Origin of the sequence: Maridesulfovibrio sp. (assembly GCF_963678865.1) — a bacterium.
Classification (GTDB): domain Bacteria; phylum Desulfobacterota; class Desulfovibrionia; order Desulfovibrionales; family Desulfovibrionaceae; genus Maridesulfovibrio.
The window spans coordinates 3,438,387-3,456,282 of the sequence record NZ_OY787459.1 but is presented as its reverse complement, the minus strand read 5'-3'; the positions used below and the strand labels follow the sequence as shown (position 1 = coordinate 3,456,282).

Below are 17,896 nucleotides of genomic sequence, written 5' to 3'. Positions count from 1 at the left end.
TTTAGTTGTTTCGGTTCCGTCCATCTCAGGGAGGCGTGCGTTTTTATTTATTAAATGCGTCTATTAATCTTTGTTTATTCCACCACTTATCAAAGGGGACTTCTTCTATGTCATCAAAAAAAACGGTTTCTTTAAATTCTACTTCCAGATCAATTACATAAAATTCTTCACAGCCGAGTTTAGTCAATTTCACAACGTCCTTGGGGGTACAAACAATCCGCTTTGCACCGGCAGCCGCTGCTTTCCTGCGGATCAATTCCATGTCCTGTGCTGTGTATGAGTGGTGATCCTTGAAAATTATAAATTCTTCGGGGGCACGGCCCATGTATTTTTTTGCATCCTCATGCAATATTTCCGGCTTGCCGATTCCGGCAAAAAGCAGATATTTTTCACTTCCAAAGCCGAGCTGTTCTCCTGTGCCGAGGAGCTTGAGACCTTTTGCTTTCAGTTCAAATTGAAAAACCGGTTTACCGAACCGAGCCAGCTTCTGTTCTATCAGCGGGCGCATCTGGTTAAAAGTCTGCGGGCCGCTCTTCACGAAAAAAACATCCGCCCGTTGCAGTGCCAGCTGACTCTCCCGCCATGTGCCACGGGGGATAACCTTATCCCAGCCAGTTGTAAAATCATCAGGAGTGAGCAGCACGAAATCAAGATCGCGCTCCACCGCCATATGCTGGAATCCGTCATCAAGCAGCATCAGTTCCGGCTGAAATTCCTGCGTTGCCCAGGCACCGGAACGCTTACGAACCGGATCGACCACTATCTTAGCCTCAGGATTACCGTTAGCAAGCATGAGCGGTTCATCACCTGCCTCATGGACCGGACTCAGCCGATTCACCAGATACGGCATTTGCGCCGGCTTGGCCCCATAGCCACGTGTAAGCAAAACAGTCAACAGTCCTTCCCGCTCCGCCCACTTGAGCAGCCAGTCCGCAAGGGGAGTTTTCCCGCTGCCCCCGGAACCGATATTCCCCACAGAAACACATGGACATTCAGGACGAAACCGCTCGTATTCACCCTGCACATATTTCTCCGCACGGCGGGACATGACCGCACTGTATCCCTTTGAAATTGGGGCCAGAATGGGGCTAAGAATATTCTGTAGCTGGTGTAACTTTAACATAAAATGCGACGTTAAATAGCTGGCAGACGAAGCCTTGATAAAAAGTTTTGGGATTCTTAAACCCTTTTGGGAAAAGTGTTTAAGCCGCCGGAGGCATTAAAAAAGCACGCTCAAACCCTACGGGGTTTGAGCGTGCCTGTAAACGTACTATTTATCTCAACTACTCGCGGTTACCCATAAGACGGAGCAGGAAGATGAACATGTTGATAAAGTCGAGGTACAGGGTCAATGCACCGAGGATAGTGCCGCGTCTTACTGCGGTGGCATCGTCAGCGGGAATGTACTCACCCATATCTTTCAACTTCTGGGAATCATAAGCTGTCAGTCCCGCGAAGATGAATACACCGAGAATGGAAACGGCAAAGCTCAGCGCAGAACTCTGCATGAAAAAGTTCACCACCATGGCGATGAGGATACCGAACAGGCCCATCATCATGAACGACCCCATTCCGGTAAGGTCTTTACGGGTAGTCAGGCCATACAGGGACATGGCTCCGAACATTCCTGCGGTAACGAGGAAAGTCTGGAAAATAGATGCCGCTGTGTAGGCCACCAGAATAGTGGAAAGGGTCAAACCGTTCAACGCGCTGTAGGCCATGAACAGCCCGGTAGCAGCACCGGATGAAAGTTTGGAAATGCGCATGCTCAGATAGAAAACCAGCCCGATTTCACCGATTGCCGCAACCCAGAAAAGCATGGTCGGGGCGATCATTCCTGTTTCAGGATTCTGGGCCAGCACGAGGTTCATAACCGCCGGAGTGGAAAGAGTAACCCATGCCACGGCTGCGGTTGCCAAAAGGCCCGCGCTCATCCAGCTGTAAATGCCGCGCATAAATGCATTAAGGACTTCCGGTCTCGCACTTACGGAACCGGCTGCACCGAATCTACTCATAATTAGTCTCCTTGGAATCGTTTTTAATCATAAACAGGATGAAACACATCCGTATTTGTTTTCTGCTACAAATGTATAAATAAACATCATAGCCAGCAGAATCAAGGCTTTTCGGTCAAATTCAAACGGGGTAAAATCTCCCGCTAATCCTGAATATACTTTTTAAGGACCGGAACAAATCCGGCCATAACCACCCCGATGGCTCCTGTAGCAGCACCTATCTTGAAGAACAGATCATCATAAATATCGATAGACTGCAATGCAGTCATGCCATGCTCCGGCACACTGGCCATGGTTGCAATCTCTCCACCCAGGACCATGGCTATAGATTGAAACATAAACCACGCCCCCATCATAAAACCCATGGACCGTTCCGGAGTCAGCCGGGCGACCATAGCCAATCCCAGCCCGCTGACCAGAAGCTCACCGAGACTTTGAAAACCGTAACTGATCACCAGCCAGTTACCGGACACAAATCCTTTGGCATCCGCCTGAAATCTGGCGACATAAGCAAGAGTCATGAACGCCGCACAGCACATAAGCATACCGAGCGCAAATTTACCGGGCAGGGAAAGATCCTTTCCCGCCTTATCCAAACGGGCATAGACCACTGCCAGCACAGGACTGATGATCATAATCCAGAATGGGTTCAAAGCCTGAAAGGATGCTGCTTCCACCGGAATTCCAAAAATATACGGGTCCACATTTCGCGCCGCGAAAAGGTTCAGGGAGGTAGGCATCTGCTGGTAAAGAGCAAAGAAGACAATCGCCTCGGCCATAAGGATCAAGCAAATGACAAGGTTGGCTTTTTCATGATGTTCGGCACGCATTATCTCACGTACATACAGGACAGCAACAACAAGCAGAGCCGCATAAAGCAACTCATGGGCAAGAGTCAGATGAGTCAATAGCAGAGCCGACATCGCCGCAATAGCCACCGTGCCGATCAAGGTCAGTAACAGTTTCTTCAGGTTCAACGGCTCGAAATCTGCCTCCGAGCCCACGGGCTCCAGAACAGAGCGAAAGGCAATATAGTTGCCGATAGCAATGAGCATACCGATGAAGCAGACCAGAAAACCTGCATTCCAGCCGTAATGTTTCTGGATAATCGGGCAAAGCGACATGGCTGCAAAAGAACCGATATTGATTGCCATGTAATATAAGGTGAAGGCTCCGTCTACTCGGGAGTCACCCTTGTCATACAGCTTGGAAACCAGTGCCGAAGGGTTCGCCTTGAACAGACCGTTCCCGGCAATGATGATTCCAAGTGCCGGATAAAGAAATTTTTCGCAGTTAATGCCTAACAATGCGTATCCGGCAGCGAGGACAATTGCTCCCAGAAACATGGTCCTGCGGCTACCGAGAACCTTATCACCAATATAACCACCTGCGCAGATAAAAGCATACACGAGAGCTGCAAAAGCGCTGAAGGTCTGGTCTGCCAACTGGTCGGTAAACCCCAGCTTTTTGACCATGAATAAAACCAGAAGGGCCTGCATTCCATAGTAACCGAACCGTTCCCACATCTCCACGGAGAAAAGCAGATAAAATGGCTTGGGATGGCTGAAAGCACCGCTTGAACTCTGCGACATCATGAACTCCTTCTTCTGGGCAATTTATCTGTATTTATTTCATTCATACGTCAGATGGGCATAAAATGCGAGAAATTATAAAAACATGACGCAGATCTCTGACATTACCAAAAACAAGAGTTATTTTTGAAACAACAAACACTCCACTAGAGCGACAGACTTCAATTTTTTTAAGTCGTTACTTGACCAAGTAAGATTTAAGTCATAGATGGCATATTATTAATTATAAAAGAAGGAGACTATTATGGAATTTAGTGCAAGAAACCTCATCCCCGGCAAGATCAAAAAACTCACCATCGGCATGGTTAATGCTGAAGTTGTTGTTGAGATTGCACCGAACGTTGAAGTCGTATCTGTCATCACCAAACATTCGGTTGAAAAAATGGGTCTCAAAGAAGGCCAAGAGATTAATGCCATGATCAAAGCTACAAGCGTTATGGTAGCTAAATAAGTCAGGCAAAAATCTGCTTCAAAAAGAAGGCCTGCGGAAAATTATCCGCAGGCCTTTCGCTTTTTTATTTGATAAAAAACTAACTCATAAAATCAAATACCCAACGTCCTATGCTCAAGGCGACCAGGACAGCACCCTCCCAGCGTGAAACCTTCCAACCGGTACGGATGAAAAAAAGCACCAGCGCGACCATGCCTACAAGTAAGGTCAGTCCGGGCAATGCATCTGGAGAGACATCAAGCGGACGCATCAGGCAGGTCAGGCCGAGCACACCTGCGAAGTTGAAAAAATCACTGCCGATAAGGTTTCCGAGCAGCATTTCATTACGGCCTTTAAGCGAAGCGGCAAGGCAGGTAACCAACTCCGGCAACGAAGTCCCGGCAGCAACGATGGTCATGCCGATCACCCAGTTTGAAACCCCGAAATGACGGGCAATGGCTGAAGCGGAATCGACCATGAACTCACCGCCAAGCGCAATTCCTATAAACCCGACCAGCAGCTTGAGCCAATCTTTGGAACTCAGTTGCGTTCCGTCATCCTCTTCCACTTCCGGAACAATCCCGGACATGGCATTGGCGGCCCGCTTACTGTGCACCAGCAGGTAACCTATGTACCCGCCCAGAATGGCCAGCAATGTAACTCCCGCAGCTCTGTCCAGCTTATCAAAATAAGCCAGCCCCAGAATCATGGCCGTGGTTGCCAGCAGCAGAGGAGCGTCACGCATTGCCAAAGATCTGTTGGTCGGCAAAGGTTTTATCAGTGCCATCAGCCCCAGAATAAAACCGAGGTTGAAAATATTGGATCCGACAACATTGGAAAGGGAAATATCCGAAAGACCTTTGAACGCCGCCGTAGCGGTAACAAGAAATTCCGGAGCGGATGTGCCGAAAGCGACAATGGTCAAACCTATTACAAGGTCGGCCACCTTGTATTTCTTGGCAATCTTGGAAGCAGAATCAACAATCCAATCAGCACCGAACCAGAGCAGAAAAATACTCAGGACAAAGAAAAATATATTGGAAAGCATTTAAAACCCTTTTTGATGCGCTACGCGCTTTTGATCAAAAGATTTCGCCTCCGGTGGCTTAAACCCTTTTGGCAAAGGGTTTAAGAATACCAAAAACTTTTATCAAGCTTCGCTAACAGAAATAACAAAACCTCATACAACAACATGTTCGCTAGGATAGCAGGTCATTGTTAAATTCAAAAGAACTTCTGCAGAAACACCCTTCATATATGCAAAGCGGCAAGTCATAATAAAATTTTATTATAGAGCATCCGGAGTCTTTTTTAACTCTCTTTCGCTTCTCCCCGCTCTTTTTTCCATTCTTTCAATCCATCAAGAGTCGGACGCGCAAAGTAAGTTTCCCGATTGGGGGTCACTTTTACAATCATTTCACCTTCTGGTCCGATAATGGCTACATGAACTTCCTCACCGGACTTCACAGCTTTAGGAGAGAAAGATGCGGTCATGGCTGCAGCATCAAGAATCTCCTGCTGTATCCATTCCTCATCACAAAAGGCACGCCCTATGCTCAAAGGGCCGGGAAAACCGCGAACTTCGAAAAGATAATCCTCAGCTTCGTAAAGATCTTCAATACACTCATTATCATTACGGTTGCGGCCTACAACAAGCATCTTGTTACCGGCCCAGAACTGACGTCCGGTAGTTGCCAGTTGAAAGGAGTTTACATCCGCTTCGGTCATACGCTGCAGGAGCGGAAAATAACGGGCAGCATTCTCCTGCTCAGTGAGTTTACAGCCTCCGGCAGGGGTTGGGATTTCAGAGAAACCGTAATCCTTTGCCATCTGCAACTGTGTTTTGCGGCCACGGCCAAAAATATTTGGCAGCTTCTCACGGTCTACCAGACCGGATTTTTCAACAGCAGTCTCAGGTTGAGACTGTGCACAAAGCGGACGGAGAAGGATATCCCCTGTCTCCGAACTGTTGCGGATTGCGTTCAGGGTCGGCGGACGCTGGGACATGGGTCTCTGCCCGGTCACCTCGCCGGAAATAATAAATTTTGCGCCGAATTCTTCCATCATGGATTTGGCATGGCTGATCATCATGATTTTGCAATCCACGCATGGGTTTACCAGTTTACCCATGCCGTGATCCGGCACATCAAGCATCATCTGGACATATTTTTCACTGATATCAACGGGCATGATTTCAACCCCGTAAATGTCCTGCCAGTGCTCTATCTTCTCAGGATTACCGAAAAAAGGAGTGATAAAATGCAGGCCAAGAACCCTTAATCCCTGATCCTGAATTACCTTACAGGCCAATATACTATCAAGGCCCCCTGAAAACAGGGCCAAAGCGTCATACTGTTTGTTCATGGGGCGGCTGTACCTTCATTTTATGGAAACCGCAACAAAATCCCTAGGCCGGAATCCATTGATTTATTAAAGTGTGTTTGATATGTGAAGCACTTGCTCTTTGTGTCGAAAATTCGGCCCATCCGGGCAAAAGGACGAACAACCGCTCCCGTACCCCTTGTACATGTGACGATAAACAAGAACAGGATACGTTGAACGTCCAACTTTACATGGAGATAAAATGAGCAAGAAAAACGTAAATCCCGATGAACTCCGCAAGGCGGCTTTAAGTACAGCCCTGACCACCATTGAACGCAAGTTCGGCAAGGGCTCCATCATGCGTCTTGATTCTGATGCCGCACACAATATGCCGGTGATTCCAACCGGGTCTATCAGCCTTGATCTGGCTCTTGGCATCGGCGGTATACCCAAGGGAAGAATCACTGAAGTATACGGCCCGGAATCTTCCGGTAAAACAACTCTGGCCCTGCATGTTATTGCGGAATGCCAGAAAGCGGGCGGAACCGCTGCATTCGTTGACGCGGAGCACGCCCTTGACGTCAAATACGCCAAAAGACTGGGCGTAAACACTGACGAACTGCTCATTTCCCAGCCGGACTACGGTGAACAGGCCCTGGAAATCACCGACCTGCTGGTCCGTTCCGGAGCCATTGATATCGTAATTATCGACTCTGTTGCCGCACTTATTCCGCAGGCAGAACTGGAAGGTAACATGGGCGAGACACAAGTCGGCGGACAGGCCAGACTTATGTCCCATGCCCTGCGGAAACTTACCGGGACCATCCATAAATCCAAAGCAGTAGTCCTGTTCATCAACCAGATCCGCATGAAGATCGGAATGACCGGATACGGCAGCCCGGAAACAACTTCCGGCGGTAACGCACTTAAATTCTACGCCTCGGTCCGTCTGGACATCCGTAAAATCCAGACCCTGAAAGACAAGGATGAGGTATTCGGTTCGCGGACAAGGATCAAAGTCATCAAAAACAAGGTGGCACCGCCCTTCCGCGAAGCACTTGTCGATATCCTTTACGGAACAGGCATGTCCCGTGAAGGTGAACTTCTTGACCTCGGCGTGGACCACGGTATCGTGGATAAATCCGGCGCATGGTACGCTTTCGGTTCCGAACGTCTGGGACAGGGCAAGGAAAATGTACGTCAGTTCCTTGCCGAAACCCCGGAACTGCGCCAGCAGATTGAAGACAAACTGCTTATCCACCTCGGACTCAAAGAAGACCATGAAGCGAACGTTGACGAGAAGGTTGACGAGAAGGTTGACGAAGCAGGTGCGACAGAGTAAAGCCAGTTGGCTCAGCATAGATTATAAGGAACCCTGCTCGGGTGGGGTTCCAAGAATAAAACCGAATGGAAATACCTCTTTTCGGTGATATAGCTATTACGGAGACAGCCCATGAAGGCCAGTGAAATCAGAGAAAGATTCCTTAAGTATTTCGAAAAAAACGGTCACACAATCGTAGACAGCTCATCCCTCGTTCCCAAGGACGACCCGACCCTGCTCTTTACCAACGCAGGTATGGTCCAGTTCAAGAACACCTTCCTCGGTCAGGAAAAAAGGGATTACGTTCGCGCGACCACTTCGCAGAAATGCCTGCGCGTAGGCGGCAAGCATAACGACCTCGAAAACGTAGGCCGTACCGCACGCCACCACACCTTCTTCGAAATGCTCGGAAACTTCTCGTTCGGCGACTACTTTAAAGAAGACGCCATTAAATTTTGCTGGGAATTCCTCACTGAAGAACTGGGGCTGCCCAAAGAAAAACTTTACGTCACCATTTACAATGATGACGATGAGGCCAACGAACTCTGGCAGAATGTTGTAAACTTCCCGGCTGAACGCATTTACCGACTCGGCGAGAAAGACAACTTCTGGTCCATGGGCGACACCGGCCCCTGCGGTCCCTGCTCCGAGGTCCACATCGACCAGGGCGAAGACATGAGCTGCGGACCCAACTGCGGCATCGGCAAATGTGATTGCGACCGCTTCCTTGAAATCTGGAACCTCGTTTTCATGCAGTATGATCAGGATGAGGAAGGCAACCGCGTGCCCCTGCCCCGTCCTTCCATTGACACCGGCATGGGTCTTGAACGCATCACTGCGGTCTGCCAGGGTGTACAGTCCAACTTTGAGACCGATATATTCCAGCCCATGATTCAGGCTGTAGCCAAGAAAGCCGGCGTTAAATACAAAGAAGACGCGGAAATCGACACTGCACTGCAGGTCATTGCCGACCACTCCCGCTCCATAGCTTTCCTGATCACCGATCAGATCCTGCCGTCAAACGAAGGACGCGGTTACGTGCTGCGCAGATTGATCCGGCGCGCATTCCGTTTCGGCCGTCTGCTCGGCCTTACTGATCCCTTCCTCCACGCAACAACCGCAATGGTAGTGGAAGAAATGAGCGGCCAGTTCCCCGAACTGCTGAGCAACAAGGACTTCATGGCCCGCATGGTCAAGGAAGAGGAAGAACGCTTCAGCCAGACCCTCGACAAAGGCCTGATCATCCTTGAAGAGGAAATGGAAGAGCTGAAGAAAGACGGCAAAAACATCATTTCCGGTGAAACTGCTTTCAAACTCTACGATACTTACGGTTTTCCGCTGGACATCATCAACGATGTTGCTGAGAAACAAGATTTCGAAGTTGACGAAGACGGCTTCAACGCCGCCATGAAAGAGCAGAAAGACCGCGCCAAAGCGGCATGGAAGGGCTCCGGTGAAAAGAACACCGGTGCAATCTTCCGTCAGGTTCTGGAAGCTGGGCTTAAGAACAGCTTCACCGGATACTCCGAGATGACAACCGAATCCCGGATAGTCAACCTGCTTTCCGAAGAAGGCGAACATCTTGAACGCATAACTCAGGGCAACGGCGGCTGGATCATCACTGCCGCAACTCCCTTCTACGGAGAGTCCGGCGGTCAGATGGGTGACACCGGTGCAATCGGCACCATGACCGGTAATGCAGAAGTACTGGAAACCGTAAAGGCTTCCGCAGGACTTACCGCATCCAAAATTTTCGTAAGCGAAGGCGAACTGCTCATTGATCAGGAAGCCAAGCTTGAGGTTGCCCCGGAAACAAGGACAGCAACAGAACGTAACCACACTGTTACGCACCTGCTCCACGCTGCCCTTAAAAATGTTCTGGGCGACCATGTTAAGCAGTCCGGGTCACTGGTGGGACCTGAACGGCTGCGTTTTGACTTCACCCACATTGCAGCCATGACTCCTGAAGAAATAAGTCAGGTTGAAAATGAGGTAAACCGTGCTATACTGGGCGACACTCCCGTAGTCGTACAGGAAATGAGCAATGACGAAGCCGTCGCCAAAGGCGCTACCGCATTGTTCGGCGAAAAGTACGGAGATGTTGTCAGAGTTGTTGAAATTCCTGGTGAATCCATGGAGCTTTGTGGTGGTACCCACCTCAAGTCTACCGGTGAAGCAGGAACATTTGTAATCCTGTCCGAGTCCGGCGTAGCTGCGGGTATCCGCCGCATTGAAGCCGCTACCGGATGGAATTCACTTAAATTTCTGCAGGAGCAGCGCGAGGAAGTATCCAAATCCTCCGCAATGCTCAAAGCAGCACCCGGACAGCTGGTCGACAGAATTGCGGCCCTGCAGTCTCAGGTGAAGGAACTGACCCGGGCCAATGACAAGCTTCAGTCAAAACTGGCTTCCGGTGCAGGTGCAGACCTGATGAGTTCCATAGAAGAGATTGGCGGCGTTAAAGTTCTCGCAGCCAAACTCGAAGTGACCAATGTCAAAGCCCTGCGCGATCAGGCCGATGCTCTGAGATCCAAAATGGATTCCGGTATATTCTGCCTTGCCGCAAAGGTTGATGACGGTAAAGTTTCCCTGATTATCGCCGTGACCAAGGACTTGCACGATAGATTCAAGGCCGGTGCATTAATCAAACCCGTTGCAGCTGAGGTTGGCGGAGGTGGTGGCGGCAGGCCCGACATGGCGCAGGCCGGAGGCACCAACCCCGCTGGTATTGAAAAAGCATTCGCAACCCTCAAGAAACTGGTTGCAGATTCATAGTCTGCAAAAAAGGGATTATTTAAAGCTTGACATCCAACAATCAATACTTGTATAAAGCCCCTTCCCAGATTTCATGTAAGGAGCATTTCTAATGAAGACATATATTCCTAAAGAAGAAGACATCAGCCGCGAATGGTTCGTAGTTGATGCTGAAGATATGGTACTCGGCCGCCTGGCAACCAAGATCGCCAACACACTCAGAGGAAAAGACAAAGCAATGTTTACTCCTCATATTGACACAGGCGATTTCGTCATCGTTCTCAACGCTGACAAGATCAAGGTTACCGGCAACAAAATGGACCAGAAGACTTACTACAAGCACACCAACCACCCCGGTGGTCTGAAAGAAAGAACTCTCAAGGTTATGCTTGAGAAGAAGCCTGAAGTAGTCATCGAAACCGCAGTCCGCGGCATGCTCCCCAAGAGCCGCCTCGGCAGACAGATGATCAAAAAGCTGAAAGTATACGCTGGTACTGATCATCCGCATACTGCACAGCAGCCCAAAGTACTGGAATTCTAATTAAGGGTGGAGCAAAAAATGAGTAAAGATTTCAATTACGCTACCGGCAGAAGAAAGAACGCTATTGCCCGTACCCGCCTTTATGAGGGAACCGGTGCAATCACCGTTAACGGCAAACCTTACGAAGATTATTTTCCTCGTAAAACCCTGCAGATGATCGTTCAGCAGCCCCTGAAACTGACCAAGACCCTCGGCAAATTCGACATCAAAGTCAACGCTGACGGCGGTGGTGTTGCAGGTCAGGCTCAGGCTGTAAGACACGGTATCTCCCGCGCACTTATTGAGATAGACCCTGAGCTTCGTTCTATCCTCAAACGCGCAGGTCTCCTGACTCGTGATGCTCGTAAGAAAGAGCGTAAAAAATACGGTCAGCCTGGCGCACGCGCAAAATTCCAGTACTCCAAACGTTAAGAAGTACTGCGAAAATATTCGCAAGACCATTCAGGCGGAACTGCTTATGCGGTTCCGCCTTTTTATTTGTCTTCAACTACACATGATATTGCTTCTCATTACAGTGAAGTTCTGGATATTCCATCAAAAACAATATATTCCTTAACAAAACTGTGAACAGGAACAATTAATATGTCCGGTAAAAAACCGCTTTACGATAAGATCTTCTTCGCACGGCAGCCGATTCTCATGCCTGACCAGTCCCTGTGGGGGTATGAGCTGCTTTTTCGTAACAGCAGCGAGGCGACCAGAGCAGAAATTTCCGACAGCTACAAAGCCACGTTACGGATAGCAGCTGATATCTGTGCAGCACCGGACGAAAAAATTCCGGACAATGTCAAGCTGGTGGTCAATTTTTCACATAAAGCCATCATGGACAAAATTCCTTACTCCTTGCCTGCGGGGAAAACAGTTGTCCAGATTCCTGAAACAACACCTCCCACCCCCAACCTGATCAAAGCGCTGCAAGAACTTTCCAAAGACGGTTTTTACATAGCTATCGATGACTTTGAAGCAAGACCTCAGGGAGAATTCCTGATCACATACGCAGATGCAATCATTGTCGACATTTTATCCGCTGATGAAGAGAAACTTCAGCGCATCTGCGCACTATGCAAAGAGTACGGCACCAAGCTTATCGCCAAGCGGGTAGAAAATACAGACCAGTACCATCTGGCCCAAAAGCTGGGTTTTGATTTTTTTCAAGGATTTTATTTCAAGCGCCCTGAAAATGTAAAAGGTAGGAAGCTGCGCTCCGGAGAGATAGTAAAACTCAAAATCCTCAAGCTCATAGAAGATCCGAACCCGGACTTCAAGGCTCTGGCTGAAGCACTCCAGAATGATGTATCCATCAGCTTCCGGCTGTTGACCCTGCTGAATTCGCCTACTTTCGGTTTTTCCCAGAAAATTACTTCCATCAAACAGGCCCTTGTTCTGGCCGGTTGGAAAATGCTTAAAAACTGGCTGCGGGTCATCCTGCTCACCGACCTTACTCCCGAAGCAAAAAGCCGGGAACTGCCGCAGCTTGCAACTCAAAGGGCTAAATTTCTGCAACTCTTAGCTCAGAAATCCGGCAAGGGATTACCGGCCGACTCCATGTTTCTGCTGGGCTTGTTTTCGCTGCTTGGAGCCATGTTCGACCTGCCCATGAGGGAGTTGACCCGCTACCTGCCCCTTGGCGATGAAATCAACGCAGCCCTGTGCGGGGAAGACAATATCTACAACAGATATCTGGAACTTACCTCTTTCTTTGAGGCCGGAGACTGGATAAATCTTGAGTTTCTGCTCGACGAACTCGAGTTGGACCCGGTGCTGGTGTCCAAAAGCTATTACGAATCCAACCGCTGGGCGAATACTTTTTTCCAGATTCCCGGAACATCCTGATTCAAAACTGTTTCAGCAGCTAAAAAACAGGAGCAGACATGCCGCACTTGCGCCACAAAAACGAATACGAAAAACTGAACATCCTGATCACCGGGAAGAATCCGCTGATTCACACCCTCATGCCTATACTGCACGATCTGGGCCACGAGGTGTCCATCACCCGCTCTCCGCGGGAGACACTTTTCACCTACGCCAGCCAGCAACCCGACCTGCTTATCATGGCTGAGCAGGAGGATACCGCTCAGACTTTTGCCAATATCCGCGAAGTAAATGAAGATGCCCCGGCACTGTTTATAATCGATACATCACGCCCGGATTTATTTGAACCGCTCTTTGACTTCCATAATGTATCTTTCCTCCCGGCATCATCATCCAAAGAAAAGCTGCTGACCTTTATTGATAAATTTCAAACCCAGCACATCCGTAGGAAAAAGCACGATGATGATGCAAAATTATATGGTCTCATCCTGCAGAGCCTGCCGTTTCCGGCTCTGTTGATAAGTACCCGGACACAGGAAACAATACTCGCCAATAAGGCTGCCCACGCCCAGCTTCCAGCCTTTGAATATAAGCAGGATCCGCCATTTATTTCTTCGCTTTCAGATGATGTTCGCCGAAATCTGTTCAATGATCTTGAGTCATACCATCTGCATTTCCTGAAATCGGTTTCTGCCTACGAAAGATTCTGGGATCTGACAGTGGATCAGGTGGCTCCGTCCATATTCATGCTGCTGGCCATCGATGTCACGGAACAACGCCAGCAATTGCAGTTACGTGAAGAGATGGAACGTATCGCAAGGCACGACCTGCGTTCCCCCACAGCCAATATTGTCGGAATGTCGCGCATATTAGAGACTGAAGCCGGACTTGATGACGAATTTCAGACCTTGGCTGAAATAGTGCGTAAAACCAGTGAGCGCATGATCCGCCAGATCGACACATCGCTGACATTGATCCGGCTCGAAACAGGCTCTCTCAAAGCCGATGCCCATCCTTTCAACCTTTTCAGTGCCATCAATGCCGCCATCGGTGACTTGAGCCAGCTTGTGGAAGATAAAAGTCTGCAGATTATCAGCCTGCTGGATGGAGAACCTATTCAGGAAGAAAACTCTATCGTCTGCTACGGTGAGGCTTCGCTGATAATCACCATGTTTTCAAATCTGCTTAAAAATGCAGCTGAAGCAGCTCCGGAAAACAGCAGCATAACAATCAGTATCAATGAAGACAGCCGCTTCATCATTACTAAAATCCACAATATGGGCGAAATTCCGGTCAGCATCCGAGAAACATTCTTTGACCGCTACACCACCTATGGTAAAAAGAAAGGCACCGGGCTGGGAACATACAGCGCCAGACTTATAGCCAGTGCTTCAGGCGGAGATATTTCATTCACAACGTCCAGAGAAAAGGGTACTACCCTGATCACAACAATTCCAAAACCACCTATTAAATAAACAGGACTTGATATAATGGCTGCCAAAAAAAAACCGCGTCCGCTGCTTGTCTTTGCTGATGAAAACGGACAGATATTTGACCATCCTGAACTTGAAATGATGTGCCGCCGGGGCGATGAACTTTTTCAACCCAAACCGGAAGAATACATTCCCCTGCCCCCGGACAGTGAATTTTTCCTGCTTCCCGGTCGCTTTCCCATCGGACTGGACCCGGAAACAGGGGAAGTGGTTGAGGTGGAAGGAACAGCCGTTACCGCCTTCCCCTGCCCCGGCCACACCCTGACCGGACTTGCCGCATACGGCAATACTGATGACGCTCCGGTACTGCCCATGTTCTCATATGGTGCAGTGGGCTATGCCAACGGTAAGTTCTGGGTCACCGCCAAAAAAGTGGACGAGGACAAGCGTCAGGTTTTCACTAATATTCCGAATAAAAAAATTGATGCCGGAGCACAGCGCATGTTGAAGGAATTTCCTGACAACAGGCTGGTCCGCCATCTGGCAGGCTGTGCTCTGACTTACTGCTGTCCGGCAGCTAAAAACCTTGCCCTGGGGCGTTTCGAAGCTCCCCTGCCAACATCCCGCACCTGCAACGCCCGCTGCATAGGATGTATTTCCGAGCAGCCGGAGGAATCCGGTTTCCCCTCCCCGCAGGAACGTATAAAATTTACACCTACGGCAAAAGAGATCACCGAAATCATGCATTACCACGCCAAGCGTGAACGCAGGCCCGTATTCTCATTCGGGCAGGGCTGCGAAGGTGAACCGCTTACCGAACACGTGCTCCTCGCCGAGGCCATAAAAAAATACCGAGATGAAGGCGGCATCGGCACCGTGAACATCAACACTAACGGTTCCATCACCGAATCAATGGAGCCATTGGCCGCAGCCGGACTCAACTCTATCAGAGTCAGCCTGAACAGCCTGCGCGAACCGGTCTACAATGCATACTACCGCCCCAAGGGCTACAAATTCGATAACGTAGTGGCGACCATTGCCAAAGCTAAAGAACTGGGCCTGCACGTATCCTTGAACTACCTCTTTTTTCCGGGGATAAGCGATACTGAATTTGAAGTCAGTGCTCTGGTGGAAGTTGCCAAAGAAACTAAATTTGATTTTATTCAGTTGCGCAACCTGAACATCGACCCGGACCTGTACATGGAACTGATGGAACCATATGAATTCGGGCCGGGCATGGGCTTCATCAATTTTCGTAAGCGCATCAAAAATGAATGTCCGTGGATCAACTTCGGGTACTTCAACCCCTATCTTGAGGACGGAAAAAAAGAAGCTTAGATATACTTTGCGCTGTTAAGAATGCCTTCGGCGGCCTGCCGGGGGAAAAGAACCCGTTTGAAAAAGGATTCTCTGGACTCTCCTGAAACTTTTATTAATTGGGGAGTCAATTTAAACTCAAAAAAAAGGAGATTTGATCAATTGGATCAAATCTCCTTTTTCTTTTGGGTCAGCCTGCTTTTCAGCGAGACATCCGCAGTGTATAAACATCAGATGAACAGCCGCCCCATTTTCATCAGTGCATACTTAATGTTGTTGCTGATCTTCACCCTTACGCAGCCGGCAGCTGCAAAAGATCACGGCTTCGGCCTGAACTGGCAGTTTTCCGTGGATTTTCCGCAGGCTGGAATTGCGGGAGAACTGGCTGGATATATAGAACATCTGCATGGAACAAAATTCAAATTCAGCGGTAAATATCTCAATAAAAAAGGACCGGTCAAATCCGGGCCCATCGCGGTAAATTCGATCTTCGAACTTGGCGACGGAATTCTCAAATTAAACCGTTTCACCCTCGCAATAAGTAAAGCTGAAATAGATATTCCCCAACTCGGGCTGCACTCCCCGGACCTGACCGTCAGCGGGAATGGAGCAATCAATCCTGTTTCCGGTGCAGCACACTTTAATGAGCTGCACATCAAGGCCGGAAGCCTGCCGGAACTTCACACCCGGCTGGAATACTCACTGGGAAAAAATGGCAATGGCAATTGCCGATTAAAAATTAAAAATCCCCTGCCCCTGCTTGAACGAATCATTGCACTGAACTTTCCAGCCTTTGAAAACTGGGACAAGGACGGGCAGTTTTCGCTGGATGTGGCCTTGCGTAATATTCAAAATTCAGCTGAAGCGGAATTAAAACTCGGGTTCACATCTCTATCTGCCGCCTCACCGGACGGAATGATATTGCTCGACAGCTTGGACGGAACCATTAATGCCAGCTTTCCGGCAACGAATCGCCAATTGAATCTCAACATGGATATCAATGCCGGCGAAGCTCTTTATGACCGTTTCTATGTAAATCTCACAAACTACCCTCTGCAAATGGAAGTGCAATCAATCCTGCCGGACAAAACAGACTCCCTAAAATTCAACGGCCTCGTTAACTGGAAAGAAATGGGTGAACTGAAAGTGAAAGCACTGCTGAACGATATGTTCAACGTCCCTTCTTTTTCCGGCAAAGCGGAGTATTACACCGCAAATCTGGCTGCTCCGTTCAAGACCTTTGCAATTGATCCATTTTCACTTGAAGGTCTGGACGGCAGCGGTATATTCTCCCTGCGCTGCGCATTCAACGGCACAAAGCAACGGACTGTTCTCACAGGAGATATGCGCTTTGAAAATTGCACAGTCAGCAAGGATGAAGCTGCTTTCAGCGGAATTAATGCCGACCTGCCCTTTATGCTTTCACTCAATGATAAATTCCTGCCTCAGGCAGACATTACTCTGCCCTATTCACCCTCCGGCATGATCAGCTTTGACGAAATTAAAGCAGGTAAACTGACCATAGAAAACTTTGCATTTCCGATCAGTGTATCATCCAATTCAATTGAATTCGGAACTATTCCTGTTATAGGTATCGACGGCGGCAGCTTGCATTTTTCAGACCTTAAAATGCGCCACCCCTTTAATGATGATTTTGCACTGAATGGCAAAATCATTGCCCGAGATATTGACTTGCTGCCTCTATCCCCGGAATCACTGCCCATCCATGGACAGCTCAGTGGCGATCTTAAATTCTGGCTGCTTAAGGACCATCTTTCCACCACAGGCAAGCTTTTCGGCAAAGTATATGGTGGAGATATGACCATTGATGAAATTTTCGCGGAAAACCCTTTTGAGGACTCACGACAGTATGGTGCTGACTTCAAATTCAGACACCTTGATCTTGAACCGCTCAGTCAGGCATTGGATATCGGGCGCATTACAGGACGCATGGACCTCGACCTGAACGAACTGGTCATAGCCTATAATCAGCCCGCGTCCTTCCATCTGCTGGCGAAAACAACTCCCGGTTCCGGCAAATCAGGAGACATCAGTCTTAAAGCAGTAAACACCCTCTCGGTAATCGGAACAGGTTCCGGACTGACCGGTGCCGGAGTGGGAATGTTTTCCCAATTTTTCAAGGAATTCGGTTACGCCGGGCTGGGACTTGAATGCACACTTGATGACGATATCTTCAAGATTCGAGGCTTGATCAGAGAGGACGGTATCGAGTACATTATCAAAAGACCGCCTTTATTCGGAATTAATGTAATCAACAGCAACCCCGAAAACCTGATCAGCTTTTCAGACATGCTCAAAAGACTGAAACGGGTCATCGGCAACTAAAAGCACAGGAGTT

14 protein-coding genes are annotated in these 17,896 nt (G+C 48.9%); 9 read left to right on the top strand and 5 right to left on the bottom strand.

The genetic code is table 11. From position 1 onward, the window contains the following. Positions 1 to 43 precede the first annotated feature (43 nt). The 3 genes from lpxK to ACKU41_RS15815 form a co-directional block, all read right to left on the bottom strand. Positions 44 to 1,123 carry a tetraacyldisaccharide 4'-kinase gene (gene lpxK / locus ACKU41_RS15825; RefSeq protein ID WP_321402160.1) on the bottom strand — a complete coding sequence of 360 codons (1,080 nt, stop codon included), beginning with the start codon at positions 1,121 to 1,123 and terminating at the stop codon, positions 44 to 46. A gap of 160 nt (positions 1,124 to 1,283) precedes the next feature. Continuing rightward, a complete protein-coding gene (locus ACKU41_RS15820; RefSeq protein ID WP_321402157.1) occupies positions 1,284 to 2,015 on the bottom strand; it encodes a Bax inhibitor-1/YccA family protein in 732 nt (243 codons plus the stop codon). Between the two features lie 143 nt (positions 2,016 to 2,158). Further along, positions 2,159 to 3,607 (bottom strand): oligopeptide:H+ symporter, encoded by a 1,449-nt coding sequence (locus ACKU41_RS15815; RefSeq protein WP_321402155.1) that lies wholly within the window; start codon positions 3,605 to 3,607, stop codon positions 2,159 to 2,161. A 244-nt stretch (positions 3,608 to 3,851) separates the two neighbouring features. Here ACKU41_RS15815 and ACKU41_RS15810 point away from each other — a divergent pair, with 244 nt between their 5' ends. Beyond that, on the top strand, positions 3,852 to 4,058 hold the full coding sequence (locus ACKU41_RS15810; protein WP_319778480.1) for a TOBE domain-containing protein: 207 nt from the start codon (positions 3,852 to 3,854) through the stop codon (positions 4,056 to 4,058). A gap of 79 nt (positions 4,059 to 4,137) precedes the next feature. Here ACKU41_RS15810 and ACKU41_RS15805 read toward each other — a convergent pair whose 3' ends face one another. Together ACKU41_RS15805 and ACKU41_RS15800 are read right to left on the bottom strand one after the other, a co-directional pair. Continuing rightward, complete coding sequence (locus tag ACKU41_RS15805; protein WP_321402153.1) at positions 4,138 to 5,085, bottom strand: calcium/sodium antiporter; 948 nt, start codon at positions 5,083 to 5,085, stop codon at positions 4,138 to 4,140. A gap of 263 nt (positions 5,086 to 5,348) precedes the next feature. Beyond that, positions 5,349 to 6,401 carry a tRNA(5-methylaminomethyl-2-thiouridylate) methyltransferase gene (locus ACKU41_RS15800; protein ID WP_321402151.1) on the bottom strand — a complete coding sequence of 351 codons (1,053 nt, stop codon included), beginning with the start codon at positions 6,399 to 6,401 and terminating at the stop codon, positions 5,349 to 5,351. 220 nt (positions 6,402 to 6,621) lie between these two features. Between ACKU41_RS15800 and recA the strand changes: the two genes are divergently transcribed. From recA to ACKU41_RS15760, 8 genes are all read left to right on the top strand, one after another. Continuing rightward, positions 6,622 to 7,701 (top strand): recombinase RecA, encoded by a 1,080-nt coding sequence (gene recA / locus ACKU41_RS15795; RefSeq protein WP_319778476.1) that lies wholly within the window; start codon positions 6,622 to 6,624, stop codon positions 7,699 to 7,701. Between the two features lie 111 nt (positions 7,702 to 7,812). Further along, entirely contained in the window at positions 7,813 to 10,455 is a 2,643-nt protein-coding gene (alaS, locus tag ACKU41_RS15790; protein ID WP_321402148.1) for an alanine--tRNA ligase, read from the top strand. 91 nt (positions 10,456 to 10,546) lie between these two features. Further along, positions 10,547 to 10,975: a 50S ribosomal protein L13 gene (rplM, locus tag ACKU41_RS15785; RefSeq protein ID WP_319778474.1), complete on the top strand. Its 429-nt coding sequence runs from the start codon at positions 10,547 to 10,549 to the stop codon at positions 10,973 to 10,975. An 18-nt stretch (positions 10,976 to 10,993) separates the two neighbouring features. Beyond that, a complete protein-coding gene (gene rpsI / locus ACKU41_RS15780; protein ID WP_319778472.1) occupies positions 10,994 to 11,386 on the top strand; it encodes a 30S ribosomal protein S9 in 393 nt (130 codons plus the stop codon). A gap of 171 nt (positions 11,387 to 11,557) precedes the next feature. Continuing rightward, entirely contained in the window at positions 11,558 to 12,808 is a 1,251-nt protein-coding gene (locus tag ACKU41_RS15775) for an HDOD domain-containing protein (protein WP_319778470.1), read from the top strand. A 38-nt stretch (positions 12,809 to 12,846) separates the two neighbouring features. Beyond that, on the top strand, positions 12,847 to 14,262 hold the full coding sequence (locus ACKU41_RS15770; RefSeq protein ID WP_321402144.1) for a HAMP domain-containing sensor histidine kinase: 1,416 nt from the start codon (positions 12,847 to 12,849) through the stop codon (positions 14,260 to 14,262). Between the two features lie 15 nt (positions 14,263 to 14,277). Then, entirely contained in the window at positions 14,278 to 15,558 is a 1,281-nt protein-coding gene (locus ACKU41_RS15765; protein ID WP_321402143.1) for a radical SAM protein, read from the top strand. A gap of 141 nt (positions 15,559 to 15,699) precedes the next feature. Then, positions 15,700 to 17,883: a hypothetical protein gene (locus ACKU41_RS15760; RefSeq protein ID WP_321402141.1), complete on the top strand. Its 2,184-nt coding sequence runs from the start codon at positions 15,700 to 15,702 to the stop codon at positions 17,881 to 17,883. Positions 17,884 to 17,896 lie beyond the last annotated feature (13 nt).